We start from the raw sequence: 25,977 nt of genomic DNA, 5'->3' as shown, positions 1-25,977 counted from the left end.
CCTCTGATAATCACGCCCAGCGCGAATAGAATCAACAATTTTAGGGTACGTTTGTATCGAAAATCAATCTTTTTTAAGATTGAACGGGTAAAGACAACTGGAATAATCGACAGGCATTTTGAGTCGTTGTAGCTGCTAATTCTTCTAAAGAGACGCCTCGCAAATCCGCCACCTGCTGGGCGACATATCTTACGTTTGCAGGTTCATTACGACGTTTACCTCGCACAGGAACAGGCGCCAGAAAAGGACAATCTGTTTCTACGAGAATGCGATCGCAAGGCACAAGACGGGCGGACTCATGAACTTGGGTCGCATTTTTGAAGGTGACGATACCGCTAAAACTGACATAGAATCCCAACGCTAGGAACTGTTGCGTCTCTTCCGGGGTGCCGCTCCAGCAATGCATCACTCCCTTCACGGGCCCGTGCATTTCCCAAAATTTTTCGAGCAACTCCACCATTGTGGTTGCCGCTTCTCGGCAGTGAATAATCACTGGGAGCTGCAGTTGCTGAGCCATCTGGAGATGGGTCCAAAAGACTTGCTCTTGATGATCGCAGTTATTGGCTTTGAAGAAATCTAAACCGGTTTCACCGATGGCCACCACTTTAGAATCAGATGTAGCCATCGAGCGTATCTGAGCTTCTGCTTCTGCAGTCCATTTATCGACATCTAGAGGATGGACACCTACTGCATAATAGAGTTCAGAAAATCGCTGGGACAGGCTTTGGATTTGTTCAAACTCCGATGGCTCAACGCAAGAATGGACTAACCTCACAATGTGATGATCACGCCAACGCTGAGCTATCTGGTCGAGATCAGGCTGAAAAACATCAAAGTTCAAATGAACATGAGTGTCTATGAGTTGCATGAAGAAGCAATGTCCAAAGCGGTGGAGACAGAATCTAGAGTAAAAATCAGCTATATCTAGATTTCAGGAAAAACGGTGCCCAACCTCAAGTCGCTGCTTTAAGGATCCGAGCTAAACCGGCTTTCTTCCGAGCGCCTGTATTTCGATGGAAAACCCCGACCTTTACAGCCTTATCAATTTTGCTGTAAGTCACGGACATTTCATTCTGTATCGCAGCAAGCTGATCATCAGAGGGATTACTTTTGTAGTCATCCACCGCTGCTTGAAACCGCTTAGTGAAAGTTTTGATCGCTGATTTGTAAGCTTTGTTTTGCAAACGATTCCGTTCAGCGATCAGAATTCGTTTTTTTGCAGATTTGATATTGGCCACGTTTAGTTGCTCAGCAGACTTCCAATATGGAACGATTAATTACCCAAAGGGATATTGTAGCACCAATTGTCAATAGGTCCTTTATAAATTTTCGAGTTAAGCTGAGGACAGGAGTAAAGTATACCGTTAGCCAACTCCTGGGGCGACTTTAACCAGATGGCATGAGTAGCCCCTTGTTCCCCGCCGCCTCTATAAATGCGTTACATTTGCAGAGAATGGCATCCTTTCCCTGGCGGTTGCAGATAGGCATTTCAGAGTCATGCTCCGAACCATTACCCAGCAAACGGAGGCAATTGCAGAACTGAGACGGATTTGCGATCGCACTCAGGATGACTCTCTTCTTCACAAAGAATCGACCGTTCGAGAAATCCTAGCATCGGTCCAACGCCAAGGTGACTTAGCCCTGCTTCAATATACCGCTGAGTTCGACCATCTCACTTTAAGCCTAGACCAGCTCAAAGTGAGCGGTGCCGAACTAGATGCGGCATATCAGCAGATTCCTCAAGAGCGATTGGACGCTATTCGGTCTTATTCCCAGCAGATTAAAGCCTTTCACCTCAAGCAACGCCGTCAAAGTCAGGTTCACTTTGGTGATCACCAAGTCGTGGTGGGTCAACGCTACACCCCCGTGGATCGGGTAGGTCTTTATATCCGAGGGACTCAAAACATTTCTCCTAGTCAAATCCTTTTAAATGCGATTCCTGCCGTTGTCGCTGGTGTCCCCAACATTGTGATGTTGACGCCACCCAGTCCGGAACAACAGATGCATCCTGCCGTACTAGTCGCAGCCCAGGAAGCTGGCATCGAAGCGATTTACCGGGTGGGAGGTGCCCAAGGCATTGCAGCTTTGGCCTATGGGACGGCCACGATTCCTGCGGTAGATGTTATTGCCGGTAGTGGAAATATCTACGTCACCCTGGCGAAGAAATTAGTGTATGGCTCTGTAGGCCTCGATGCTCTAACCGGACCTTCAGAACTGGTTATTCTGGCAGATCATACCGCCAATCCTTCGTATATTGCTGCGGACCTACTAGCACACGCTGAATCCGACCCCCTTGCAGCAGCTATTTTAATCACCTCAGATACAACCCTGGCAACCAAGGTCGTCTTGGAAGTGAATCAGACCTTATCCGGCTATGGGATATTGACGGAAAAAGCGATCGCCCACTATGGCTTAGTCATTACTGTAGACGATATACAAAACGCGACGTCCCTCGTCAATGGGATGGCCCCCGCTCAGGTTTCCCTTGCCCTTCATGATCCTTGGCGTTTAGTGGAGCATATTCGCCATGCTGGCTCCATTCTCATGGGGTCTCACACGCCTCCCTCAGCAGGTCAGTTGCTGGTAGGTGCCAATCCCAATCTACCGACTGCAGGAACAGCACGTTATAGCTCTGGCCCTGGAGTCGAGACCTTTATGAAGCAAACTCATTTAATCCAATATTCGGCCAACGCTTTATCCCACTCGGCTCAACACTTAGATACCCTCGTCCAGCTAGAGGAGGAAACCGCACAATCACTCTCCCTGCGCATTCGATCCAAACAGTCTGAGTAAGAGAACCGGGTCTACATTGTCTCCATGAATAAGGGTTATTCTGTCGGGGGGGATGGAGGATCTGCCGACCACACCCCTCCCTTAAACCGGATCTTGGCTTCTTGGAAGGATTGCTGCATCGTCTGCTGGATTTGCTGAGGATCAGGCGTTTTACCCCCCAAGAGATCGCCAAAATAGACACAAGCCCCTTCTCCTAAGGCCCAGGTATAGGCAGCAGCCCAAGTCGCAGCAACCACACTACCAAAGCCAGGCACAAACTTGATCAGTTCACGGCCTACAACTTGCGCAATAAAACCACCTGCGATCGCACTAATCACTCCCCCAGCCTGGGACAAACTGAGGGATTGGCCATATAGTCGCCCTAAGAGACTGACTAACGTGACTTGAAGTGCCGTTAAAGCTGGCATCGTTGCAAACGGCAGAGGAACTGCCGCTAAAGTCGCCGCCATAGCGGCAAAGGTCGTCAAATAGCGTCGACTGGTTTCCCGATAAAGGGAGCCAATTTCAGTCCCGATACCGGCATCATCTAGGAGTTGATGGAGGAGTCTCGATTCGGCTTCCGGCAGTAGCTCTGCCAACTGGTCTACAAAGGTATCCAAACCATAGAACAGGGGAGTAAATCCATCTTCTTTCAGAGTGAAGTCAATCAAGACGCTGCGATCGCAGATGCCTTCAAACTGCTTTTGGATCGCGGCAAACGCTCGTGAGACCTCAACCTCATTAGGGGGATAAGCGGGATGATTCTCGACCTGAGGAGGATAGAGTTCATGGGCACAAGTGACCGCTAGCAGGCAGGGAACTTGAGGATGTTGCTCTCGAAGCTGCGCAATCACATTTTGTAGAAAGTCCGTTGCAAAATCATTCAGTTTTATGGTGAGAATAATGACCTTCGCTGACGGTGTATCGGCAGTCAGATTGCTGTCAGGGATGAGAAGCTGCGATAGTTCCATCATCGGATCAGGGGTATCTGGCTGGGCCTCTCCCAATCCCATCGTGTCGGTGAAATAGAGAAGCGGTAGCTCCTCCGTGGGATATGCATATTGCTGAGTATGGGCGGTATGGGGACGGAATCCTTGACCAATAATGTCTGTAGTCGCCCCCGTTAGACTCCGGATAATGGAACTTTTGCCTGATTGAGGCTTACCAATCAAAATGACTTCTGTGGTCGGTAAGGTTGCTTTTACCCGCTCTAGGATAGCCGCAACCTCTTGCTCATCGATCTGAAAGTATCGCTTTAAGGATTGGCTACCTTGCCGGATCGGCTGTAATAAGTGTCGAGCAGTTTTGAGAAATTTCTTGGCTGGACCTTGCTGCCAAAACTTTTTGGAGGTCGACGGAGGAGGGCAGGAGGGATCTGGCGGTTGAGAATTTTCCACCATTGGATATCAAGGGTTACAACGAAAGAGGATGCTCGTCAGCACAGACTCTCACCATTATGGACAAGCCGCAAATGGGGCCTAGCGGTCTAAACGTCCTCTTTAGAGCCTGGTGATTGATTGTAAAGGGCATCTAACTGCTCTCGGGCATCCTCTACACTCATGGAACGCATGACGAGCAGAGGCTCATCAATCACGTTGCCAGCTTCATCCAGAAGCTCTGGATGGGGGACTAGTTGAGGCTTATCTTCTGGATAAGCAGGAGGAGGAAGGGGCAAGTGATAATCGCGCTGGGATAGAAAGCCCACCGAATAAACATTACGGATCAAGTTGCCTACCGCCAATACCGCTAACACGATAAAGGCAATCATATATAGAATCTGAAGCATCATCCATAGCCCTCCCAAGCCAAGATTATTTCAGGGATTGCTCGTAGCCTGACATCTTTAATGCAAGCCGAAATTATATTTATATTGAACTAGTCTTCTTTGAAATTTAAACCATTTTGCTCAATTTGACTGCCCTAGACGAAGCTGGATCATGATCTGCCAACACTCAGACACTAGATCATGCCAGGTTTCCAGCAAATTTAGCTCAATCCCAATTTGTCCATATGTTGCTTTAAATAAACTGCGAGCGGCAATCACTTCTGACAAGGTTTGGTGCACCCGTCCTAGTAAGTCAGATTGCTGTTGAGTATCAAGAAAATCAATTTTTTCGAACTCTAATAGGGAACGAGAGCGACTAAGCCAGTAATGATAGTCTCCCAGTAGTGGCCCTAAACGGACCGAGAACAGGTCTGGTTCAGGAAAGTATGGATTTATCATCGAACTATATTTTTTATTGATTAAAAATAAATATTTGATTCTTTTTCCTACATACTACCAATGTTTTTTAACTTTATTTAATCTTCTCTCAGTTTCCGACTCTTACCAAACCGCCATTTTATGACGGACCAAATCACAACCTAGTCAGTAGCAACCTTTGGCCCGTCATTTGTTCCATAGAGTACAAGGATTAGGTCTGTTTCCCTGATTTTTCAAGCCTTAGGAAAATTACTGAGAGGGAGGCATTGATTTCAATTCTTAATTATTTTCTAATATTTAAGCTGTCATTTTATCAATGCCTAGCTACACCGAGGACAGGGCATGAGCAAGTCTGTTATCGATAGCCCAGTGAGTTCAGAATTTTTAGGTCGAATACTCTTACCCAATATGTGCTTCTGCTAGCGGCTATAGAACTAGAAGATATGGTGCTTCTAAAAATGGCCTTCTCTGAAAGAGCTGCACCTTGATGCAACCAAGGCAACCCATGCAAGTCCTATTCCCACCTCTTCTGCCAAGAGATTTCAGTTTAAGCAATCACAAAATACGCCTTATGCTCGGACCTAACTCAACGTTGGACACAATACAACCCTAGAAAAAGCTCTATATCAAATTGACTCGTTCTGAAGGTCTGCAGAGATTCAATAGAGAACTGGCATAAAATCCTATCGATCTCACGATATATCAAATAGAACAAAGCCAAAACTGATGCATCATAATTCGCAATTGCTTGATGTAATCTACTTATTTTTCTCCATCTATACGTAATTAAGTATGAAGCTCTAGAACCCAGGTTCCATAAATATACGGAGACCCTGAAGCTTTCTGCGAACATCTACGCAATTCACGGCAAAAAAATACTGTTTATTTCTTTGAAAGTTCCGTGATTATCCTCAAGGATTTTCGGGGCAAGTTGAACATAATAACAGTATCAAAAGAGTCCAGACCGCTAATTCCCCAAGCAGTTCGCATCCATCTTCTACTACTACTGCCCAGAGCAAGGAGTCCGTTCTGATGTTAGAAGCTATCATTACTCAAATTTTAAGCATCTGGGTTATCGCTTGTGCTTTCGGCTGTTACTTCTCTATCGAAGCCCAAAATAACAACTATTAAGCTTTTTATTTCAACTTTCCTAAACTTACCTACCTTATTTAAATCGGATAAAACGATGCAATCCACCGCTCTGAATGTCCCACCTAGCCCTTCACCCATTAATCCCATTAAAGCGATCTGTAAGAAAATCGTTCGCTGGTATTTCTCGACCCTTGATCTTGAAAACCCCCGAGTTGCCCATCGAATTTGTCAACTGATTCCTGCGCAATGTCCTTTTGAGCGAGATATCGTATTTTTCGGGCATGAATTATTTCATATTCCGCCGATGTGTAAGCTCAACCCAGCCTACGATGAGTTTGTGGAACTACGGTTTAAAGCTTTAGTTTTTTTAGCAGACGAATGTGGTGAAGATGTTACTCAGTATTGCTAATCGATATAAGCACTACTCAATGGACCATCACATATCTTTAACGAGCACTACTCCCTAGAATCAGTAAACTCAAGAACGAACCACTGTTCCACAAGCTGTGCAACAACATCGAAGACAGCAAATTCCGAGAACGAGAATACACAAATCCCAAAACACAACCTAAGACAGACAGCGGCAAGATATCGGCCAAGTTGAGATGGGCGATCGCAAATACAATCCCGCTGATACCGATTGCCCCCCACATGGGAAGATATCGAGTTAAAGACGTTAAGAAAAACCCACGAAATAGAATCTCTTCAAAGACAGGCGCTAGAACAGCCACCATGATGAATAGGAGGCCAGCAGTCACGGGGTCATGGCTTTGGATAATCAGTTCTAACAGAGGATTTCCGCCCCCTTGATCACCTAATATTTTTTGATTCAACAGGGCAATGAGAATCACGAGAGGGAGAGCTGCAAAATAACCGCTCATTCCCCAGACCAACCAATTTCCCTGCCAACGAATTCTAAACCATTTGAAGGGAGTGGAGAGAAACCCTTTCAAAGACCAGATCAAGATAGATAAGCCCACCACTACCAGAATGGCATAGTTGGAAAAGGCTAAATAGGCTTGGGGGCGAGCACCTAAAGCAGTCGGTTTAATCCCTAAGACATAGATCAATACAGGAATCGACAAACTCACCGCAAAGAAGGCAATAAACCATAACACCATCACTTGCCAAATCAGATCAGGAGGCCACAAGACTGAGTTAGCCAGACTCGTTTGAGCTAAGTAGACCTTCGATTCATCTATGGTTGATGCCTCAGCAGTCGGTTCAACGTCCACATCAGCGGGTGGCGTTTGAAAATCCTGTAAAGGATGTGGGGATGGAGTCGAACTAGACGCCCAGGTTCGTTGTCGCCAAGATCGGATAAGCCAAAACAGCAAAATAATTACCCCTACCCCGTTCCCCACTAAGGTAAGGCCGTTGATCGTTACGACCCGAACCAATGCATTACTGGCCGTGATTTGCTGGTCAATCTGTAAAGTCGTGAGGTCGTCTTGACGCTGGGATAAGGTAAATAGACGTTCTAAGGCTTGGTCTTCAAACCAGCCGGACAGCTGAGATTGAATGGATTGTTGAGCATTGGGCAGCAGTTGAGGTGGATCGCTCCATAGGCCCATCAAACTGGAGGCGGCAGCTGAGTCATTACTGACGGTAGTTTGAGAAGTGGTCAAGGGAGACCAGGTTGCGATCGCATCTTCCACCTGATCCGACTGAGCCAGCAGTAAGCCAATTCTGAGATCTAAATTATCCCGGAACTGACTGCGATTTTGCTGTTGAGCCATCGCTGTAGCATCATCCGATGAGGCTGTTTTCTCCATACGCTCCAAATCCGTTTGCACCGAACTGCGGACCTGACGGTAAGCTTTCAGAGCCGCGGCGACAGGATCAGCTTCTAACAGAGGATTAGAGAGGGTTTGAGTTGGCGCTTCATCCTCAACGACCGGCTGCCATTCCGACGCTTGCAACAACAAATCACTTTGATAGAGATTGAGCTGACTTTGGGCTTTAGGCTGACTCCAGCTGCTAATCAGTTCCACGCTAATGAGAAAGGTTACAATCGCGGTCAAAATGATTAAGACTAAGCGATAGCGCTGTTGCTGCTGGATTTTTTGATCATTTGCCATATTTAAGTCTTTGCCCTCGCCACGTTGGATATGGAGTCTTTGCCATCGACAGCTTTCTTATCCTAATCTTTGTTGTCTCATTGATCGGTTCCCGCCGATCAATGCACTCGAAATGAGGATTCACTAACCAACAACCCTCACCACAGGTTAAAATCTTTCTGGCCTCAGCTTAGACCACTCTGAATATCAAGTGAGCGCCATCCTGATGCAGCCGTTATCCTTCTGGAGGTCAAGTCCCTGGCTACTCGCGTAATATTGGTCCGGCATGGTGAAAGCACCTTTAATGTAGAAGGCCGCGTCCAAGGTCATCTTGATGAATCATCCTTAACCGAACAAGGATTAGCTGATGCCCGTCGAGTGGGTGAGGCCTTAAACGGAATTGCTTTTGATGCCATTTATTGCAGCCCGTTGCAGCGAGCTGGACAAACAGCTGCCACGATTCACGATACTTTGGCTGCAGCTCCAGCTATTCAGATCGAAGAGGGACTCATTGAGATTGGCCTGCCCCTTTGGGAAGGCATGCTCTTTGAGCAGGTCAAAACCGACTTCCCAGAACATTATCAATGTTGGAATTCTGCTCCAGAGAAGCTCTGTATGGAGCTATCTGGCCCGGACGGTTCCCAATCCTTTTATCCTGTCCCGGCGCTCTACGACCAGGCCAAAGCCCTATGGCAAAAACTGCTGCCTCAACATGAAGGGCAAACCATCTTATTAGTAGGCCATAGCGGCATTAACCGGGCTTTGCTCAGCACCGCCCTTGGATTAACGCCCGATCGCTATCAACGGCTCCAACAAGCCAACTGCAATATTAGCGTTCTCAATTTTCCCGATGGCTTCAATCAAAAGCCGCAGCTTGAAGCCCTGAACTTAACGGATCATCTCGGATTGCCATTACCCAAATTATGGCGGCATTATCGGGGATTACGCCTTATTCTCGTGCGCCATGGCGAAACGGAATGGAATCGTCGTGGTCAGTTTCAGGGACAAATCGATGTGCCCTTGAATGACAATGGCCGTGGTCAAGGTCAACAGGCCGCCGAGTTCCTCAAAACAATTCCCATTGACTTTGCCATCAGCAGCTCTCTGGCTCGCCCCAAAGAAACCGCAGAACTAATTCTCCAGAATCACCCTCAGGTGCAGCTCGATCTTTCAGAACCCCTCTGGGAAATTAGCCATGGGACCTGGGAAGGCTGTTTAGAATCTGAAATTGAAGACCGCTATCCCGGTGAGCTTGATCGGTGGCGTACGGCCCCAGAAACCGTGCAAATGCCGGAAGGTGAAAATTTGCAACAGGTTTGGGATCGAGCCATTGCTGCTTGGGATGATATTGTGGCCCAAGCCTTAGCCACCGGCAAAACAGAACAGACGGGATTAGTGGTAGCCCATGATGCCATTAACAAAGTGGTGCTCTGTCATGTTGCCGGGTTAGGGCCGGAACACTTTTGGTGCTTCAAACAGGGCAATGGCGCCGTCAGCGTCATCGATTATGATACGGACGGTCACCCCATTTTGCAGGCGATGAATATCACCACCCATTTAGCAGGCGGCGTCTTAGACCAAACAGCAGCAGGGGCGCTATAACCGGCATCCATCTTTAGTCTTGATCTAGGAGAACCCACGACGGATCGGGTATGACACAAGAACAGCTCAAACAAGTGCGCGTGTTAGATCCACCGTCACAAGTTGATCGGGTGGCTGATGTCCTGATTGACAATGGCAAAATCATAGAGATTTCAGAGCCGGGTGTCAGCACGGTTTCAGGCAGTCAAGAACGAGATTGCTCAGGGCTGATTTTGGGGCCGGGGCTGGTCGATCTCTATAGCCATTCCGATGATCCAGGGTTTGAAACGCGGGAGACCTTGGCGTCTTTGACTGCATCTGCGATCGCAGGCGGTTTCACGCGCCTCACCCTTCTCCCCGATACCCATCCGCCACTGGATAATGGCGATGGTTTAGCCCGGATCCAAGCTCAGCTTCCCCCCGGGTTACCCCTGCAAGTCCAAGCTTGGGGGGCCATGACCCAAAACCTAGAAGGCAAACAGCTCGTTGAATATGCAGATTTGATTCAGGCTGGGGTGGTCGGGTTTAGTGATGGCCGATCGCTTCAGAACGCCATCTTGCTGCGGCGACTCTGTGAATATCTAGCGGCAGAGTCTTACCCTATCGCCCTTTGGCCTTGCGATCCTGCCTTAGCGGGTTGTGGCGTTATCCGCGAAGGCCTCGATGCCCTGCGATTAGGGCTATCAGAGTCCCCCACCATGGCTGAGACATCGGTCCTGGCTGCCCTGTTAGAAATCATCTCTGCAACTCAGGTGCCTGTCCATATTATGAGGGTGTCTACGGCTCGAAGTGTCGAACTAATTCAAGCTGCCAAGGCTCGTGGACTACCGATCACAGCCAGTACCACCTGGATGCATGTGTTAGGCAATAGCCAGTCTCTCAGTACCTATGATGTCAACTGGCGATTAGATCCTCCTGTTGGCAATCTCCAAGATCAACAGGCTTTGATACAGGGATTAGAAACGGGCATCATCGATGCGATCGCAATTGATCACCATGCCTATACTTATGAAGAAAAAACCGTTGCCTTTAGTGCGGCTCCTCCGGGCGCAATTGGTTTAGAGCTGGCATTATCCTTACTGTGGCAGTCCTTGGTCGCCAGCAAGCGCTGGTCACCCCTCACCCTATGGCAACGGCTCAGTACTGCTCCTAGCCACTGTTTAGGACAAGCACCTCCTAGAGTGGAAGTGGGTCAGCCCGCAGAAATGGTGCTCTTTGATCCTCAACAGTCCTGGTCCGCTGACGCCCACACCTTAAAATCCCTGAGTCAGAATACCCCCTGGTATGGACAGTCCCTGACAGGTCGGGTGATACAAACCTGGCATCCCCCATCGCAAATCCGTTAAAGTGTCGGTAAGGGGCTAGACGGTTATCCTGGGACGACGGACCTCTAGCCAATTCGATGAGGGCGTGAACCATGTGTATTTGCATCAATTGCCAATTCGTTGATCAATGCATCACCTATCATGCGGTAGAAACCCAGCATCTACAGCCTCATCTCACCGATCATCCCAAGTTTGAACCCGAACAACCGACGATTAATGTCAATATTCGCAATCGTGGGGAAGAGATCGAAATGGAATGGGATGTGGTCGGATGTGCCAGCTTTTCCGAGGATGCAGGTAAATGGGCACGGCTCAGACCGGGAGAACTAGTGCCCACCTAGCGCAGCACTCAACAGGAATCCACGAGATTGATCGGACAGACCTAATTTGATTCCACCTGATATCCCAGTTCCGCCAACTGCATTCTGGACTGTCGCCATTTGGGTTGCACCTTAACAAACAGCTCCAAATAAACTTTACCTGCAATCAGTTTTTGAATTTGTTGGCGAGCTTCGGTGCCAATGGCTTTGAGCATACTGCCCTTTTTGCCAATAAGAATCTGCTTTTGAGAGGGGCGTTCCACATGAATGGTGGCTAAAATGCGGGTGATTTTGGGCGATTCATCGACGCGCTCAATCACAATGGCCACGGAATGGGGGACTTCTTGCCGGGTCAGCAGCAAAATCTGTTCTCGAATCAACTCTCCCATAATGAACCGTTCCGGCTGATCGGTTACCAAGTCAGGGGGGTAATAGTAGGGACCAGGGACCAGCTTTTCAATCAGTTGGCGCTGCAGCGACTTTAATTTGGCCGTCGTCAACGCCGAAAATTTACAAACGGGCCAATGGTGTTCTTTTGCCAGGGCTTTATAGGCTTGGTCTAAGGTCAAGGCCTGCTGGGCTGTTTTCCGCTGTATATCAAGCTTATTCAGTCCCAAAATAACGGGCGTGTTGGTTTGGGCCAGTAATTGAGCAATAAATCGGTCTCCACCCCCTAACGGCTCTGAGCAATCCACCACAAATAACACCACATCCACTGCATGGATGGCCATGCGCGCATTCTTGACTAAGATTTCCCCCAATTGATGATGCGGCTTATGGATACCAGGAGTATCCACAAAAATCATTTGGGCTGTGGGGGTAGTTAAAATCCCCCGGAGGCGATTGCGGGTGGTTTGGGCAACTGGAGACGTAATCGCGATTTTCTGCCCAATCAGTTGATTCATCAACGTCGACTTCCCCACGTTGGGCCGACCGACAATGGCAACAAAGCCTGACTTAAACTCAGGAGAGGCTTGGGGGATAGAAGTTAAAGACGAGAGATCAGACAAAGCTAGGACTTATTCCTCAAGCTGCAGGCTATTAACATTATCACCTGTTAAAGAGGCAGCTCATCAATCGCTTTGGTTTCCCCAATCACCACCATCACGGATCCTTTTTGCAAATTGAGATCGGGGCTGGGATTGATATTAAATTTCTGATCGCGACAAATCGCTAAAACGTTGAGGCCATAACGACTTCGAAGCTGCAATTCTCCAATCGATTTATTGTGAAACTCATCAGGCACCACAATTTCAACGATGCTATGCTGCGGATCTAGTTCAAAGTGATCCAGGATAGAAGGCTTCGTCAGCGTCCGGGCCAAGGCGTACCCCGCTTCATTTTCAGGAAAGACTACCTGGTCAGCCCCGACTCGTTTGAGCAGCTTACCATGCACTTCCGAAGACGCTTTAGCCACGACTTTGGCAACACCTGCTTCTTTGACATTTAGAGTTGTAATAATGCTTTCTTGCAGATAGTTACCGATGGCAATAATCACCGTATCAAACTCGTAAATCCCTGCTTCCTTCAGGGCCAAGGGATCCGTGGAATCGAGCTGCAACGCATGAGCCGCCCAGTGATTATTGACGACTTCGGTCACGCGTTTTTCATCAATATCCGTCCCTAACACTTCTTGGCCGGCTTGGTGTAATGCCTGACAGGCTGCCCGACCAAAACGCCCTAAGCCAATCACAGCAAACTGCTGCTTTTTCTTGTTAAGACCTGGGAATAAACTCAATGATGATAAATTCACGGGTATATATCCATAATGCTAGTTTTTTATCCTAAAAGCAATTTATCCGACCAATAAAGATTCTTCTGGATACCGAACAGTACTGGGGCGAGGATCACCCAATAAGGCTGCCATCAAGAGTAAGACACCGACTCGCCCCATATACATGGTGGCGGCCAAAATAAGTTTCGAACTTCCGGTTAAAGCCGCCGTAATCCCAGTCGATAAACCAACCGTGGCATAAGCAGACACCACTTCAAACAAAATATTGATGAACTCCACCCCTGGATCAGCGATCGACATTAACGTTGTCGCCGAGACAATCGTGGTGATTGAACCCACCACGACCCCCACCGCTTTCAAAATCAAGGATAAGGGGATTTGGCGTTCATACATGGTGACGGATTCTTTACCCCGAAGAATCGCTTTGGTACAGCTACTCAGGACGCGGATGGTGGTCGTCTTCACCCCACCCCCCGTTCCACCCGGACTGCCGCCCACATACATAAAGGCAATGGCCAGGAAGAGTCCTGCATTGGTCATACTGCCAATATCAATGGTGTTAAACCCAGCGGTACGGGTTGTCATGGACTGAAACCAAGCCGAGATCAACTGATCATTCCAGCTGAGAGCTTGTAACGTGTCTGGATTACGAGATTCCGTCAGGTAAAAGGCAATGGTACCTAACGTCAATAGCATCGCCGTGGTACTCGTCACCACTCGAAAATTAAGAGAGAACAGGGTTCGCTTTTGCTTCCCTGCTAGACGGTCACGCAGCCATAGATACACTTCAAAAATAGCTTCATAGCCAATGCCGCCAATAATAACTAGACCAGAGATGGTGAGATTGACGATCCAGGAAAACTGATAACTGCTCAGGCTATCCGGGAATAAGCTAAATCCTGCATTATTCCAAGCGCTGATACTGTGAAACACGGCATACCAAAGAGCAAGGGGGGTAGGATACTGCTGACTAAACACCCCAAATAGGAAGATCATGCCCATCAGCTCAAAGACCAGGATGGTGGCAATGATAGATACCACTACCTGGTTAGACCCCTGTAATTTAGAGCGATCTAAGGCCTGCTGGAGGGCAATCTTATCTCTGAGGCCAAATTTTCGTCCCAGTAACAACAGCAAAAACGTGGTGGACACCATATAGCCCAACCCTCCCAACTGGATCAGAGTGAGGATAAAGACCTGTCCCACAGGGGAAAAGTAGGATCCCGTATCCACCACCACATGGCCTGTGACACAGACAGCAGACGTGGCCGTAAACAGGGCAATCACAGGACTATTCCAGTCTCCACTGGCCGTTGAGATGGGGAGCAGCAGTAAACCTGCACCGACTAAAATGGCGACTAAAAATCCTAAACAGATGCTTCTAGAAACGGTCATGGCTCCTCCCACATAGCAGGGGGAAGCCGCTCTGACTTGAGAAACAACAAATGATCACAGATATTAGAAACCTTCCCTTCATGATGGGCTGATAACGTTGCTGGTAGGAGTACCACAAATCTGAGATTGACGAATACGATGAATGGCTTCACCGAGGCGATCGCAGTCTGCGATCAAGCTAATCCGCAAATAGCCTTCGCCATGATGACCAAAGGCACTCCCCGGCGTCATCACAATTCCGGTTTCTTGGATCAGCTTTAAGGCAAAGTCTGCGGAGGACATCTCTACAGGACAGGGTGCCCATAAATACATGGTTGCTTTCGTTTTGGGGATGTGCCAGCCCAGCTCACCCAATCCGGCAATGACAAAATCTCGTCGCTCTCGGTAGCGCTGCTGCACCCCTTGCAAATGGCTATCGGGGAGTTGCAGTGCAGTTTGGGCGGCCGCCTGAACCACAGCAAAAATGCCATAGTCTAAGTTAGTTTTCAAAGTTCGCAGCCCTTGAATAATTTGGGGATTGCCTACCACAAACCCCACCCGCCAACCGGCCATATTGTAGGTTTTGGACAGGGTATGAAACTCAACGCCAATCTCCTTTGCCCCTGGAATTTCCAGCAGACTGACCGGCTGATAGCCATCAAACGCTAGCTCGGCATAGCAGAGGTCATGAACCAGCAAAATTTGATGTTTACGCGCAAAGGCGACAATTTCTGTAAACAGCTCTCGGGGGGCCACAGCCGTCGTTGGATTACTGGGGTAATTGAAGTAGAGGATTTTGGCCCGTTCTGCCACCTGATCAGGAATGCTGCCTAAGTCAATCAGCCAGTCATTTTCTGCCTTTAAGGGCAAACCGTAAATTTCGGCTCCGGCTAGGGCTGGGCCTCGAAAGTGGGGTGGATAGGCTGGATTGGGGACTAACACCACATCCCCCGGATTGATATAGGCTAAAGCGAGGTGGGTTAAGCCTTCTTTAGAGCCAAGTAACGGTAGAGCCTCAATCTCCGGATCGAGCAATACGTCATATCGGCGGTGATACCAATCGGTAATGGTATGACGGAAGTCTGCATGGCCTTCAAAGGGAGGATAGCCATGAGTATTGGGGGATTTGAGGGCTGCGATCGCAGCTTCTATCACCGGTTCGGGCGGCGGACCATCCGGGTTTCCCATACCCAAATCAATCAGATCCAGCCCTTGCTGACGAGCCGAGGTTTTGAGTTCATCTAAACGGGCAAATACATAGGGTGGCAATGCACTCAACCGGTCAGCCGGTTTGATCCAATCCAAACTCATGGGCAAACCTCTTCCGATGGAGAGCTTGGATTAGCACTACCGTCCGCCATGAGACTAGCCGTAGAGACCATCGCCGCTAGCAGCTGATCTGGCATCACCGTAAAGGGTAAATGGTGGAGATCTGAATCTGGCTGGCAAGCCACTTGCGCCGCCATTTGTAAGTTCTTCAGAGACACATCCTCCATCCCTAAATCGGCCAGGGTCATCGGTAAGCCAATCTCTTTATAGAATTTGAGCAGCTGATGGCGAGCCGTTGTCGCGAGGTGGTTATTCTGGACCAGTTCTTCTAAACGCAATTGCACCAAAATACCATAGGCCACTTTTTCCCCATGTAAGCTGGCGCGGGTCGGCGAGAGATGGGTCAGCCCATTATGGACGGCATGGGCAGCCACAGTACGGCATTGAGCTCCACCCAATCCTCCCACAACCCCTGCCATTAACACCGTGGCATCCACTACTTGTCGCCACTCATCACTGCCCGGTTGGGTAATGGCCTTCATGGATTTCTGAAACAGAATATCTCTGAGCACGCGGGCCTGTTGCACAGCAGCAATCGTTAGGGTTTCCTGGGAATGGCCGCTACTCACAGACGCTTCGTACCACTTCGCTAACGCATCCCCAATGCCAGCAATCAGCGTTCGCTGGGGAGCAGTTTGGATCACCTCATAATCCAGGATTAGTAAATCAGGACATCGAGGTAAGCCGACATCATACTGAAATGCTCCTGTCTCCGAATATAAATTCGATAACGCCGTCCAGGCCGCACAGGTCGCGGCAGAGGTGGGAATCGTAATCACGGGACAGCGGTTTTGATGGGCCAAGAGTTTGGCTGCATCTAACGCTTTTCCACCGCCCACCCCAACAATGACGTCTGCACGATGACAGGTCATCGCCTCTCCTAAAGCCTTGAGACTGGCTTCACTGCAATCTTGACCATAATGGGCAACCGCCAGCTCCAAAGTTAAAGTTGAAATTGCAGCCAAGTAAGGCTGCAAGACTGCTAAGCTATGCTCTCCAGCGACCACTAGCGGTCGTTGGCCATAGGGCTGGATCAGAGATTCTAATTGAGCCAGACTTTGCTCAGCTCGAACGACACATTGGGGTGCAATGGCTTGACTGGCGCACTCAACCGAGGAGGAGACAGAGGGTGATGAGAACTTAGACATAGGTGGGACGGTACGGAGCAATTAAGTCAGTCCTCTCCTGATATCCATTTGGCTAGGGAAGCTGACTTCCAATATTGATTTTAACTAGAGGAGGGATCAAAAATCGTGGTGGCGAGAGCCGCTAAATTATCCTGATTCAAAGTGATTTTAGCGTTAGGGTCGTCACGAACAGTCAAAGAGCGCTGAATTTGCCCCAGGGGAATGAGCTGAGACATGCCTGATTTCTGATGCAAAATAGTGCGAGCTTTGATAGTCATATCATTGGTGCCTCGGCCGATGCGCCCCGGTGAGAACAGATTCTCTGAAGCTTGCAGAAGAGTCGCCTCAAGTGCGGTAGGGGTGATCATAGGGGAAACTGAAATCACCACCTCAGGACCTGCGACATCATAAACCAAGTTGTACTTGTCAGCCCCTGGAATCACAGCTTTACTCAAAGGGAAAAAGCTTAAGGCCAGTAAACTGCCCGTCAGCACCCCTAATAGACTGGTAACACCGACAAAACGGAAGCGGATACCCCATTTAAAGACATAGGCTAGACCTGTAAAAACACCACTGGCGAGCATCAAGATCGCACACCACTGACAAGCCTGCTGAAAAAACTCGGGGGTGGGCATTAATCATTCTCCTCGTTGCTGACAAACTCATCCGCTGATTCTACACTCTGATGCTCTAAGGCGGCCTTAAGGGTGTGCCAGGCTAGGGTGGCACATTTAATCCGAACGGGCAATTGGGCCACCCCCTGCATGACGTTGAGCTTACGATGCTCTCGCGGGAATTCTCCTTCGCCTTTCATCATATTTTGGAATGCTTGGACCATTTGCAAGGCTTCAGGGAGGGGTTTTCCCTGCATCGCATCTGCCATTAAGTCAGCAGACGCCATTGCGATCGCACATCCCTCACCTTCAAATTTAACAGCCGCAATCCGCTCTTCTAGCGCTTCCAACTGAACCGTCAGCTCAATCGTATCGCCATAGGAAGGATTATGTCCCCATTGGTGACGATGGACTGGATCCGTCATGCCGCGATGACGAAGCTTTTTGTCATGTTCTAATATGACTTGTTGATACAGTTTTCGGAGATTGTCCAGGGCCATAATCTGAAGACAGTGAGGAATCGCTCTCCACAATCGAGGATGAATCAAGGGAATGTATCTAGGATACTGGCTGTTGCCCCTTCGATCTTAACGAAAGGCAGCTATCCCCAGTGGATCACTGTCAAAGCATCAACAGACATATTAGAGTGTTCTTGGGATTACCCCATTTGGGGTTGCCGCTCTTCCGTCGATCAGGCCAGTCAATGTTCTGGAATAAAGCAGACATGATGTCAGGGAATCCTCCGAAGGAGCAAAAATGAAGTGGGCTAGTGCACTATCAACACAACCCTCTCTAGAAGCTGCACTGGATGAAGTGATTGCAACGGCAATGCAATCCTTAGACGCCCCTGCAGATTTGGCCATTTTATTTATTTCAACCACCTTTGCCAGCGAATTTCCTCGATTACAGCCCCTGCTGGCAGATAAGTTGCCGGTCCAGCATTTTATTGGATGTGGGGGGAATGGTGTGATTGGGCCAACCCAGGGGGGATCTACCGCGGAAGTTGAAGAAGAACCCGGTATTACCCTCACCCTAGCCTCATTGCCCGGTGTCGACATTCAGACCTTTCATATCTATGAAGACGAGCTACCGGATCCAGATAGTGCCCCTTTAACCTGGACTGAATTACTAGAAGTGGATCCAGCCCATCAGCCCCATTTCATCCTGTTTGCCGATCCCTCTAGCTCAAAAATTAGTGATCTACTGCAAGGGCTAGATTATGCCTACCCAGGTGCCGTCAAAATTGGCGGTCTTGCCAGTGGTCGTTCTTCTTGGAGTGGAAGTGGTCTGTTCTGTGACGACCAGCTCTATCGCGAGGGCACAGTGGGCGTTGCCCTGAGTGGCAATATTATGGTCGAAACAATTGTAGCTCAAGGCTGTCGCCCCATTGGTCAACCCTATCGGGTAGCCGAAGCTGAGCGTAACGTTGTGCTGCAGGTGGAAGAACAAACCGTTCCAGTGGAAGCCACATTTAATGCCGATGAAGTCGAGCTACAGACGCCCTTGGAAGCCCTGCAAACCTTGGTCCAGGATTTGGACGAGGATGAACGGGAGTTAGCCCAGCATTCCCTCTCGGTGGGCATTGTCTGTAATGAGTTTAAGCAAAATTTGGAACCGGGCGATTTTTTGATTCGCAACTTAATTGGGGTGGACCCCCGCATTGGGGCGATTGCCATTGGCGATCGCATCCGTCCCGGTCAACGGATTCAATTTCACTTACGAGATGCCCAAGCCTCTGCCGATGAACTGGAAGAACTGCTCCAACACTATTTTCAAAAATCGCCCCCAGATCAATCTCAGCCCATAGCCGCCCTGCTGTTTGATTGCTTAGGGCGAGGAGAGCGGTTCTATGGAGAGCCCGACTTCGACTCTCAACTCTTTAGACGCTATTTTCACAATATTCCGGTCAGCGGTTTTTTCTGTAATGGCGAAATTGGTCCCATTGCTGGCACAACGTTTCTTCATGGCTACACCGCCGCCTTTGGTATTTTTCGCAGCCAAGACGATTAATTCACACCTACAATAAGCGGATCAATTTTTAGGTGTGATGTGGAAATGCGTTGTAATCAGAAGCTTCACAAAAGGAGAAGCCTTCATGATGAAGCTCCCGTCTATGGATTACAGGGTCAAGGATTGGGGATTGGTTTCAATCAACTCCGCTAAATCCTTCAAAAAGGCAGCGGCATCGGCACCATAGATCACCCGGTGATCGCAGGTAATGTTGACATTCATCAGTCGCTTCACCCCCATCATGCCCTGATCATCCGCCACGACTTGGGGCTTAGACCCACCAATCGCCAGAATGGACCCTTGCCCTGGGGGCAGAATGGCATCAAAGCTGTTGACCCCAAACATTCCCAGATTGGAAAGGGTAAAGGTGCCGGTACTGTATTCATCCGGCTGCAGCTGTTTGCTACGGGCGCGAGCAACTAAATCTCTCCAAGTGCGAGAGAGGGAATATAAATCCATCTGATCCGCCTGTTGCAGAACTGGCGTAATCAAACCGCCCCCAGGCATGGCAACCGCCACAGCAATATTGATGGCGCTGCTGTACTGGATTCCTTGTGGGGCACAGCTGGCATTGACCAGGGGATGCTGGCGCAGGGTAACCGCCACAGCTTTGGCCAAGAGGGCCGTCATAGTGACACCTTTGGTCTTGACTTGCTTATACAGCTGGTCCAGGGCATCTGTAACAATGGAATATTCCACATGGAAGGTGGGCACAGCTAGACTAGCCACCATGTTGTTCACCACAGCCTGCTGCAAGGTATTGAAGGGAACTACTTCACCGGCTGCTGCTCCAGCGGGTAAGGGAGCGGAGGCAGGTAGGGATGGCTGAGGCGCAGCACTGCTGGCGGCTGGAGCCGTAGCAGTGGTCGACGTTTGGCCAGAGGCTGCTTCTATATCTGCAGCCACGATTCGACCATGGGGACCACTGCCCGTTAGGGTATTGAGATCGACTTTGAATTGCTTAGCAAGCTTCCGCGCCCGAGGTGAAACCACCACTCGACCGTTAGATGGAGCAGCCGGTGCACTGCCTCCATTTAAGGTAGCTGCTGGGGCTACTGGAATAGTAGCAACAGGGGCCGGGGCCGCAGCCGGAGGAGCCGGAGCTACTGCAGCAGGGGCTGGAGCTGCAGGTGCAGGGGCCGGAGCTGCAGGTGCAGGGGCCGCAGACTCAGCGGCAGATGCTTTCTTTTGTGCTTCAGCAATTTCAGCTTCCGTTTCGGCAACATAGCCAATGGCCGCACCGACCTTGGCCACCCCACCCGCAGGCACCGCGATGGCTGCTAGATATCCCTCATGGAAGGACTCCACATCCATATCTGCCTTGTCGGATTCAACCACCAGAACCGTTTCACCCTTTTCGACCTTGTCACCTGGCTCCTTAGACCAAGAGACAATTTTTCCCTCCTCCATCGTGGAGCTGAGGGCAGGCATAAACACTTCATGAATCATGGGTTAGTTTTCCGAAACGAATAGCAAGATAAACCAAAGCCTATCCAGTTTGAATTTTATCCTGTTCAGGGCTATCCACACTATCTCCTTTACCGAGAAAGTCACGGCATCCATCCAGTTAGGGAATCAAAATGCTTCAATAAGCAAAGCGATGTCGTGGCTGGGGATTCTCCCACCCACTCTCATGAGGTCCCTGTCATGCCCAGACAATATTTTGCCACCGTTGCCCGAGGACTAGAATCTTTAGCCGCCCAAGAACTGACAGAATTAGGGGCGCAATCCGTTGAGCCTGGATTTTGTGGAGTGGCTTTTCAGGGAGATCGCCCATTGCTATACCAGGTGAATCTCTGGGCCAGACTGCCATTTCGGATTCTGCTGCGATTAGAAGCGTTTCCTTGCCAAGATGCCGAGGCTCTTTATCAGGGCATTCAAACCTTGCCTTGGCAGGAGTATTTGACCCCAGACTATACCTTCGCCGTTGATGCCACGGGGAAGACACCTCAGCTGAACCATAGTCACTTCACGGCTCTGCAGGTTAAAAATGCCATTGTTGATCAACAGCGCCAACAATTCGGAACGCGATCGCACATCGATACCCAAACTCCAGACGTGCGGATCAACGTTCACCTCCATCAAGCTCGCTGTGTGGTTAACCTGGATAGTTCCGGCAGCAGCCTCCATCGACGGGGCTATCGTCCGGCGGTAGGGGCTGCTCCCTTAAAAGAATCCTTGGCTGCTGCTCTGATTCGCTTATCGGGCTGGCAATCCGATTTAGCATTTATGGATCCCCTCTGTGGCTCCGGCACCCTACCGTTGGAAGCCTGCTTACAGGGTCTCAGAATTGCACCGGGTACTTTTCGACAAGGCTTTGGCTTTCAAACCTGGCCAGATTTTGATGCGGCTCTATGGCAATCTCTGCAAACTAAAGCGAGAGAGCAACAACGCTCACACCTTCCCATGCCCATTTGGGGCAGTGACCAAAATGCCGAGGTGATTGACCAAGCCCAGCTCAATGCCCAGAATTGCCATGTCGCAGACTATATCTGGTTTGAAGCTATCGACTTACAGGATGTTGAACCGCCCACCGATAGCGGCATCCTCATCTGCAACCCGCCCTATGGCGAGCGCTTAGGGAATCCTCGGGAACTGGGGGATTTCTATCGTCAATTGGGTCAAATCCTCAAACAGCGCTTCAAAGGCTGGACCGCCTTTGTTTTAAGTGGGAATAAAGCCTTATCTCAATCGATTGGCCTCAAATCTTGTCAGCGCAAGGCGATCAACAATGGCTCCATTGCCTGTCAGTTCTTGAAGTATGAGCTGTATTAGGTGGTTTACACAGAATCGACGATGAGTTGTTCGCTTTCTATCGTTGACAATGTTTGATCGACACACACACGATTTCTGCCTTCGGCCTTGGCTTTGTATAGCGCTTGGTCTGCGGCCAACAGCAAAGGAGTCTCTGATTCCATTTCCTGGATATCAGGAATGACACTGGCCACCCCCAAACTGAGAGAGACATAGGGACCATTTGCCGAGTTTTTATGGGGAATCATGAGTCTTTGTACGGACAACCGCATATTTTCGGCAACATGAATTGCTCCTGATAAAGTAGTATTCGGCAAAATTACTGCAAATTCTTCCCCCCCATATCGAGACGGTAGATCGGCAGGACGCCTAACACAAGTATGGATAACCCGGGCCACCTGAAATAAGCAACTATCCCCAACCGGGTGTCCATAGGTATCGTTATAGACTTTGAAATAGTCAATATCGATCATGATTAAGGCTAGGCTAGATTTCTCCCGAGCCATCCTTCGCCATTCCCGGTTAAGGGCTTCTGTAAAAGCCCGGCGATTCGGAAGTTGGGTCAATTCATCAACTGAAGCTAGGTAGGTTAAGCGCTTGTTAGCTTCTTCCAGCTGTTTATGGAGTTGGGTTCTTTCTAGCTGAATACGAACCCGCTGTCGCAAAACAGGCCAATGGATCGGTTTCGTAATGTAGTCTGATGCTCCCACATCAAAGGCCCAATCAACAGAGGTCTGATCTTCTAATCCCGTGATCATCAAAATGGGGGTATAGGCACTCTCAGGGAACTTCATCAGTTCACCACAGCACTCAAAGCCATTCATGCCTGGCATCATGGCGTCTAGTAGCACTAGGTTAGGAGGACTCTTTTGGTAAGCGGCCAAACAGGTTTCTCCATCCTCGGCTTCCACGACCCGATATCCATCATTCGTGAGAATATGACTGATCATGGCTCGCGTCATCCGATCATCTTCAGCAATCAGAATAACGGGTCGATCCTGATCAGAGCTCCCTAAGGATGATGTTCTGGAAACTTCCGGAAATGGAGATGTTGGAGCATTGACGTCTTGCATGGCCGTTCGGCTGATCTCGCGAATTACATCCAGTGTTCCCCGGCTGTCTGTAAATCGCACTCTTCTCCTGCTGAAAAACCTACTCCGTTATCGATAGAGCAACCACCTGGTCTCGTCCAGATTGTTTCGCTTGATAGAGGGCCTGATCGGCTCGGCTGATTAAGCTCGATACGGAGGTATGGGGATGTGATCGCACCGTAGCGGCCCCAATGCTAACGGTCACAAATTCGCTCACAGAAGATCCACGATGGGGAAGTTGAGACTTCTGGATGATCATTCTCAGGCGCTCCGCCACCACTTGCCCTCCCTCTAAATCGGTATTGGGCAACACAATCGCAAATTCTTCCCCTCCAAAGCGGGCCACTAAATCCAAAGGACGCACAATGGTTTGGTGAATCTTTTGGGCCACCGTTCGGAGGCAAATATCTCCCTCTAGGTGACCATAGGTATCGTTATACTGCTTGAAAAAATCAATATCGCAAATTAAAAGGCTTAAGGGCTGTTGTTCCCGCTGAGTTTGCTTCCAAATTTGTTGTAAATACTCATCAAAACGACGGCGGTTCGCCAACCCCGTGAGGGCATCATGATTCGCAATCAGAGACAGCTGCTTATTGGCTTCATCCAACTTCTTATTGGTCGCTTCTAAAGCCTGCTGGGCATAGAGCTTGGCCTGAATCTCTTCTTCTAGCTGCTTGTTTTTAGCTGCTAAGGCTAAGGTTTGCTGCTGCAGCGCTTGGGTGCGTTCTTTAACCTTATTCTCCAAACTGAGTTTGGCATCTTCTAACTGTTGATTTAAATACGCAATCTGTTGACGGCTCTCTTCAACAGTCAGTAAATCTCGATACGATCGAATAGCCGTAATTAACGTGGAAAAAAGTTTTTGTTGGGTGAGTTCGGTTTTAGTTTTGTAGTCATTAATGTCATACCCTTCAATCACCGATTTTTCGGGAGCGATACCCGGCTGACCAGTGCGTAAAATAATCCGCACAAAGATGTTGTGTAAATGATCACGGATATGCTTGACCAGCTCTAGGCCAGCTTCATCCGTCTCCATCACCACATCTAACAGCAACACCGCTGTATCTGGGTTTTGATTCAATAACTGCTGAGCTTCTTCACTGGAATAAGCCGAAATAATTTCCAGGGGCTTATCAGCAAATTTGAAGTTTTTCAGGGCGAGACGCGTCACCTCATGAACCTGTTCTTCATCGTCCACTACAATGACTTTCCATCCTCCTGGAATCACCTCCCTCTGGGAATGGCAGGCTAACTCTTCCAAAAACTGGAGTTCATCATCGGCTTCTAGAGTTCCTGCAGAAAGCAAGGATTTATCCTCGGGCATGAGCCTCCCCCTTCCTTAAGGTCAAGGGTAACTGCAGCATAAACTGAGTTCCTACGGAAACCTCACTCTGGCAAGACAAGGTTCCTCCAAGGGACTGGGTGACCAGATTGTGAACAATATGCAGACCTAAACCACTGCCGCCCCGATCTCGACCCGTGGTAAAAAAAGGTTCATAAATCTTAGGCTGATGTTCTGCTGGAATGCCACAACCATCATCGGTATATTCGAGAATAATCCGATCTTGTTGTTGAGTCACTTCAAATTTTAATTGCCCTGCCTCTCCAGGTTGGTAGGCATGCATAAGGGAATTCATGACAAAATTAGTCACAACTTGTGACAGTGCTCCTGGATAACTAGTGGTTTTTAGAGCAGCATCCCCTGAAACCGTCACCGTATGGCGAGTCCGTTTTAATTTCGGTTCCAAATTGGTCAATACACTCTCAATATACGGGATGATCTGAAACTCTCGTTGCTCATGACTGGTTTGATCCACCGCAACTTGCTTGAAGTTTTGAATGAGGGCCGCCGCCCCATGCAGATTTTGCAAGATCAGATCACTACTCTCTTGAGCAGTCTGCAAATAACCCACTAAGGCCGATCGTTTTAACGCTCCTTGCTCAAAGGCTTGAGTTAAAGAACTGGTTTCATTATTCAATACCGAGGCGGCTAACAGGGCATTGCCCACAGGGGTATTAATTTCATGGGCTACGCCCGCCACTAACTGGCCTAGGGCAGCCATTTTTTCCGCCTGAATCAGTTCTGATTGGGTGGTTTGCAGGGTATGCAACGTTTCGGATAATTCCTGGGTACGCTCTTCAACTTTACGTTCGAGGGTTTGTTGATAGTCTTTAATTTTTTTAGAGAGTTGATAGCGATTGAGAGCCTCTCGCACCGTTAACTGTAACGCTTCAGGTTGCCAGGGTTTGGCAATGTAGTGATACAGCTGGGCCGTATTGATGGCATTGGAAATACCATCAACATTCGCTTGCCCCGTCAACATAATGGTCAAAGTTTGGGGAGAGAGCTGATGGACTTGTTGTAAGACTGCGTCTCCTTTGATGTCTGGCATCAGATAATCAGCAATGATGACCGATAAATCGCATTCATCTTCGATCAGGTCATGGACCAGGGCAATGGCATCCTTGCCCCCCATAGCAGTTTCTATTTCGCAGGTATCTTCAAACACTTCAGATAGCTCACGTCTGAGGCTATCTAGGACTGCGATTTCATCATCCACACAAACAATTATGGGTTTAGGCATCGTCC

Annotated in this window: 24 protein-coding genes; 7 read left to right on the top strand and 17 right to left on the bottom strand. The window is 49.0% G+C overall.

What is annotated here, in order from left to right:
* Positions 1 to 73: 73 nt before the first annotated feature.
* Both AM1_RS16270 and rpsT read right to left on the bottom strand, forming a co-directional pair.
* Positions 74 to 868, bottom strand: a complete 795-nt coding sequence (locus tag AM1_RS16270) for a TatD family hydrolase (protein WP_012163974.1) — start codon at positions 866 to 868, stop codon at positions 74 to 76.
* A gap of 85 nt (positions 869 to 953) precedes the next feature.
* On the bottom strand, positions 954 to 1,238 hold the full coding sequence (rpsT, locus tag AM1_RS16265) for a 30S ribosomal protein S20 (protein ID WP_012163973.1): 285 nt from the start codon (positions 1,236 to 1,238) through the stop codon (positions 954 to 956).
* 259 nt (positions 1,239 to 1,497) lie between these two features.
* On the opposite strand from rpsT, the gene hisD reads away from it, so the two are divergent.
* Positions 1,498 to 2,793: a histidinol dehydrogenase gene (hisD, locus tag AM1_RS16260; protein ID WP_012163972.1), complete on the top strand. Its 1,296-nt coding sequence runs from the start codon at positions 1,498 to 1,500 to the stop codon at positions 2,791 to 2,793.
* Between the two features lie 35 nt (positions 2,794 to 2,828).
* On the opposite strand, the gene AM1_RS16255 is transcribed toward hisD, so the two are convergent.
* From AM1_RS16255 to AM1_RS16245, 3 genes are all read right to left on the bottom strand, one after another.
* Positions 2,829 to 4,172: a GTPase family protein gene (locus AM1_RS16255; RefSeq protein ID WP_012163971.1), complete on the bottom strand. Its 1,344-nt coding sequence runs from the start codon at positions 4,170 to 4,172 to the stop codon at positions 2,829 to 2,831.
* An 86-nt stretch (positions 4,173 to 4,258) separates the two neighbouring features.
* Entirely contained in the window at positions 4,259 to 4,558 is a 300-nt protein-coding gene (locus AM1_RS16250) for a DUF2973 domain-containing protein (RefSeq protein WP_010473559.1), read from the bottom strand.
* A gap of 120 nt (positions 4,559 to 4,678) precedes the next feature.
* Entirely contained in the window at positions 4,679 to 4,996 is a 318-nt protein-coding gene (locus AM1_RS16245; RefSeq protein ID WP_012163969.1) for a DUF2605 domain-containing protein, read from the bottom strand.
* 1,165 nt (positions 4,997 to 6,161) lie between these two features.
* Here AM1_RS16245 and AM1_RS16240 point away from each other — a divergent pair.
* The gene (locus tag AM1_RS16240) at positions 6,162 to 6,476 is read left to right on the top strand and encodes a Mo-dependent nitrogenase C-terminal domain-containing protein (RefSeq protein WP_012163968.1); all 315 of its coding nucleotides are present in this window, start codon (positions 6,162 to 6,164) and stop codon (positions 6,474 to 6,476) included.
* A 37-nt stretch (positions 6,477 to 6,513) separates the two neighbouring features.
* Here AM1_RS16240 and AM1_RS16235 read toward each other — a convergent pair whose 3' ends face one another.
* Complete coding sequence (locus tag AM1_RS16235; RefSeq protein WP_012163967.1) at positions 6,514 to 8,148, bottom strand: CPBP family intramembrane glutamic endopeptidase; 1,635 nt, start codon at positions 8,146 to 8,148, stop codon at positions 6,514 to 6,516.
* 255 nt (positions 8,149 to 8,403) lie between these two features.
* On the opposite strand from AM1_RS16235, the gene AM1_RS16230 reads away from it, so the two are divergent.
* The 3 genes from AM1_RS16230 (at position 8,404) to AM1_RS16220 (ending at position 11,374) form a co-directional block, all read left to right on the top strand.
* The gene (locus AM1_RS16230) at positions 8,404 to 9,729 is read left to right on the top strand and encodes a histidine phosphatase family protein (protein ID WP_012163966.1); all 1,326 of its coding nucleotides are present in this window, start codon (positions 8,404 to 8,406) and stop codon (positions 9,727 to 9,729) included.
* Between the two features lie 50 nt (positions 9,730 to 9,779).
* The gene (locus AM1_RS16225; protein ID WP_012163965.1) at positions 9,780 to 11,054 is read left to right on the top strand and encodes a dihydroorotase; all 1,275 of its coding nucleotides are present in this window, start codon (positions 9,780 to 9,782) and stop codon (positions 11,052 to 11,054) included.
* A gap of 71 nt (positions 11,055 to 11,125) precedes the next feature.
* Positions 11,126 to 11,374, top strand: a complete 249-nt coding sequence (locus AM1_RS16220; protein WP_010473572.1) for a Ycf34 family protein — start codon at positions 11,126 to 11,128, stop codon at positions 11,372 to 11,374.
* Between the two features lie 41 nt (positions 11,375 to 11,415).
* On the opposite strand, the gene era is transcribed toward AM1_RS16220, so the two are convergent.
* The 7 genes from era to sufU all read right to left on the bottom strand — a co-directional run bounded on the left by era (position 11,416) and on the right by sufU (position 18,032).
* Entirely contained in the window at positions 11,416 to 12,363 is a 948-nt protein-coding gene (gene era, locus AM1_RS16215; RefSeq protein WP_012163964.1) for a GTPase Era, read from the bottom strand.
* 47 nt (positions 12,364 to 12,410) lie between these two features.
* The gene (locus AM1_RS16210; protein ID WP_010473575.1) at positions 12,411 to 13,106 is read right to left on the bottom strand and encodes a potassium channel family protein; all 696 of its coding nucleotides are present in this window, start codon (positions 13,104 to 13,106) and stop codon (positions 12,411 to 12,413) included.
* A 42-nt stretch (positions 13,107 to 13,148) separates the two neighbouring features.
* Complete coding sequence (locus AM1_RS16205; RefSeq protein ID WP_012163963.1) at positions 13,149 to 14,483, bottom strand: TrkH family potassium uptake protein; 1,335 nt, start codon at positions 14,481 to 14,483, stop codon at positions 13,149 to 13,151.
* Positions 14,484 to 14,561: 78 nt separating this feature from the next.
* On the bottom strand, positions 14,562 to 15,773 hold the full coding sequence (locus tag AM1_RS16200) for an aspartate aminotransferase (protein ID WP_012163962.1): 1,212 nt from the start codon (positions 15,771 to 15,773) through the stop codon (positions 14,562 to 14,564).
* On the bottom strand, positions 15,770 to 16,939 hold the full coding sequence (locus AM1_RS16195) for an iron-containing alcohol dehydrogenase family protein (RefSeq protein WP_012163961.1): 1,170 nt from the start codon (positions 16,937 to 16,939) through the stop codon (positions 15,770 to 15,772). The genes AM1_RS16200 and AM1_RS16195 overlap by 4 nt, the downstream gene beginning before the upstream one ends.
* 80 nt (positions 16,940 to 17,019) lie before the next feature.
* Positions 17,020 to 17,553: a Ycf51 family protein gene (locus AM1_RS16190; RefSeq protein ID WP_012163960.1), complete on the bottom strand. Its 534-nt coding sequence runs from the start codon at positions 17,551 to 17,553 to the stop codon at positions 17,020 to 17,022.
* Complete coding sequence (gene sufU, locus AM1_RS16185) at positions 17,553 to 18,032, bottom strand: Fe-S cluster assembly sulfur transfer protein SufU (protein WP_012163959.1); 480 nt, start codon at positions 18,030 to 18,032, stop codon at positions 17,553 to 17,555. The genes AM1_RS16190 and sufU overlap by 1 nt, the downstream gene beginning before the upstream one ends.
* A 256-nt stretch (positions 18,033 to 18,288) precedes the next feature.
* On the opposite strand from sufU, the gene AM1_RS16180 reads away from it, so the two are divergent.
* Positions 18,289 to 19,542, top strand: a complete 1,254-nt coding sequence (locus tag AM1_RS16180) for an FIST signal transduction protein (protein ID WP_012163957.1) — start codon at positions 18,289 to 18,291, stop codon at positions 19,540 to 19,542.
* 108 nt (positions 19,543 to 19,650) lie between these two features.
* Here AM1_RS16180 and AM1_RS16175 read toward each other — a convergent pair whose 3' ends face one another.
* Entirely contained in the window at positions 19,651 to 20,991 is a 1,341-nt protein-coding gene (locus AM1_RS16175; RefSeq protein WP_012163956.1) for a dihydrolipoamide acetyltransferase family protein, read from the bottom strand.
* Between the two features lie 198 nt (positions 20,992 to 21,189).
* Between AM1_RS16175 and AM1_RS16170 the strand changes: the two genes are divergently transcribed.
* Positions 21,190 to 22,317 carry a THUMP domain-containing class I SAM-dependent RNA methyltransferase gene (locus AM1_RS16170; RefSeq protein WP_012163955.1) on the top strand — a complete coding sequence of 376 codons (1,128 nt, stop codon included), beginning with the start codon at positions 21,190 to 21,192 and terminating at the stop codon, positions 22,315 to 22,317.
* A 5-nt stretch (positions 22,318 to 22,322) separates the two neighbouring features.
* Here the strand turns inward: AM1_RS16170 and AM1_RS16165 are convergent, their stop codons facing one another.
* Genes AM1_RS16165 through AM1_RS16155 form a run of 3 tightly spaced genes read right to left on the bottom strand, consistent with a single transcriptional unit; the run spans position 22,323 to position 25,972 of the window.
* Entirely contained in the window at positions 22,323 to 23,429 is a 1,107-nt protein-coding gene (locus tag AM1_RS16165; RefSeq protein ID WP_012163954.1) for a response regulator, read from the bottom strand.
* A gap of 19 nt (positions 23,430 to 23,448) precedes the next feature.
* Complete coding sequence (locus tag AM1_RS16160; RefSeq protein ID WP_012163953.1) at positions 23,449 to 24,711, bottom strand: diguanylate cyclase domain-containing protein; 1,263 nt, start codon at positions 24,709 to 24,711, stop codon at positions 23,449 to 23,451.
* Positions 24,698 to 25,972, bottom strand: coding sequence for a hybrid sensor histidine kinase/response regulator (locus tag AM1_RS16155; RefSeq protein ID WP_012163952.1), 1,275 nt, complete (start codon positions 25,970 to 25,972; stop codon positions 24,698 to 24,700). Before AM1_RS16155 ends, AM1_RS16160 begins: the two co-directional genes overlap by 14 nt.
* Positions 25,973 to 25,977: the final 5 nt, after the last annotated feature.

This window comes from Acaryochloris marina MBIC11017 (assembly GCF_000018105.1).
Lineage (GTDB): Bacteria > Cyanobacteriota > Cyanobacteriia > Thermosynechococcales > Thermosynechococcaceae > Acaryochloris > Acaryochloris marina.
Note: the sequence above shows the minus strand (reverse complement) of the source record. Positions and strands in the feature narration are given on the sequence as shown.

Bases quoted from the DNA above. Each gene is read 5' to 3' on its own strand.
- AM1_RS16235 (WP_012163967.1), bottom strand. From the start codon at position 8,148: ATGGCAAATGATCAAAAAATCCAGCAGCAACAGCGCTATCGCTTAGTC.
- AM1_RS16200 (WP_012163962.1), bottom strand. From the start codon at position 15,773: ATGAGTTTGGATTGGATCAAACCGGCTGACCGGTTGAGTGCATTGCCA.
- AM1_RS16240 (WP_012163968.1), top strand. From the start codon at position 6,162: ATGCAATCCACCGCTCTGAATGTCCCACCTAGCCCTTCACCCATTAAT.
- AM1_RS16245 (WP_012163969.1), bottom strand. From the start codon at position 4,996: ATGATAAATCCATACTTTCCTGAACCAGACCTGTTCTCGGTCCGTTTA.
- AM1_RS16195 (WP_012163961.1), bottom strand. From the start codon at position 16,939: ATGTCTAAGTTCTCATCACCCTCTGTCTCCTCCTCGGTTGAGTGCGCC.
- AM1_RS16250 (WP_010473559.1), bottom strand. From the start codon at position 4,558: ATGCTTCAGATTCTATATATGATTGCCTTTATCGTGTTAGCGGTATTG.
- AM1_RS16175 (WP_012163956.1), bottom strand. From the start codon at position 20,991: ATGATTCATGAAGTGTTTATGCCTGCCCTCAGCTCCACGATGGAGGAG.
- AM1_RS16205 (WP_012163963.1), bottom strand. From the start codon at position 14,483: ATGACCGTTTCTAGAAGCATCTGTTTAGGATTTTTAGTCGCCATTTTA.
- AM1_RS16170 (WP_012163955.1), top strand. From the start codon at position 21,190: ATGCCCAGACAATATTTTGCCACCGTTGCCCGAGGACTAGAATCTTTA.
- AM1_RS16180 (WP_012163957.1), top strand. From the start codon at position 18,289: ATGAAGTGGGCTAGTGCACTATCAACACAACCCTCTCTAGAAGCTGCA.
- AM1_RS16155 (WP_012163952.1), bottom strand. From the start codon at position 25,972: ATGCCTAAACCCATAATTGTTTGTGTGGATGATGAAATCGCAGTCCTA.
- AM1_RS16255 (WP_012163971.1), bottom strand. From the start codon at position 4,172: ATGGTGGAAAATTCTCAACCGCCAGATCCCTCCTGCCCTCCTCCGTCG.
- AM1_RS16160 (WP_012163953.1), bottom strand. From the start codon at position 24,711: ATGCCCGAGGATAAATCCTTGCTTTCTGCAGGAACTCTAGAAGCCGAT.
- hisD (WP_012163972.1), top strand. From the start codon at position 1,498: ATGCTCCGAACCATTACCCAGCAAACGGAGGCAATTGCAGAACTGAGA.
- AM1_RS16270 (WP_012163974.1), bottom strand. From the start codon at position 868: ATGCAACTCATAGACACTCATGTTCATTTGAACTTTGATGTTTTTCAG.
- AM1_RS16225 (WP_012163965.1), top strand. From the start codon at position 9,780: ATGACACAAGAACAGCTCAAACAAGTGCGCGTGTTAGATCCACCGTCA.
- AM1_RS16220 (WP_010473572.1), top strand. From the start codon at position 11,126: ATGTGTATTTGCATCAATTGCCAATTCGTTGATCAATGCATCACCTAT.
- AM1_RS16190 (WP_012163960.1), bottom strand. From the start codon at position 17,553: ATGCCCACCCCCGAGTTTTTTCAGCAGGCTTGTCAGTGGTGTGCGATC.
- sufU (WP_012163959.1), bottom strand. From the start codon at position 18,032: ATGGCCCTGGACAATCTCCGAAAACTGTATCAACAAGTCATATTAGAA.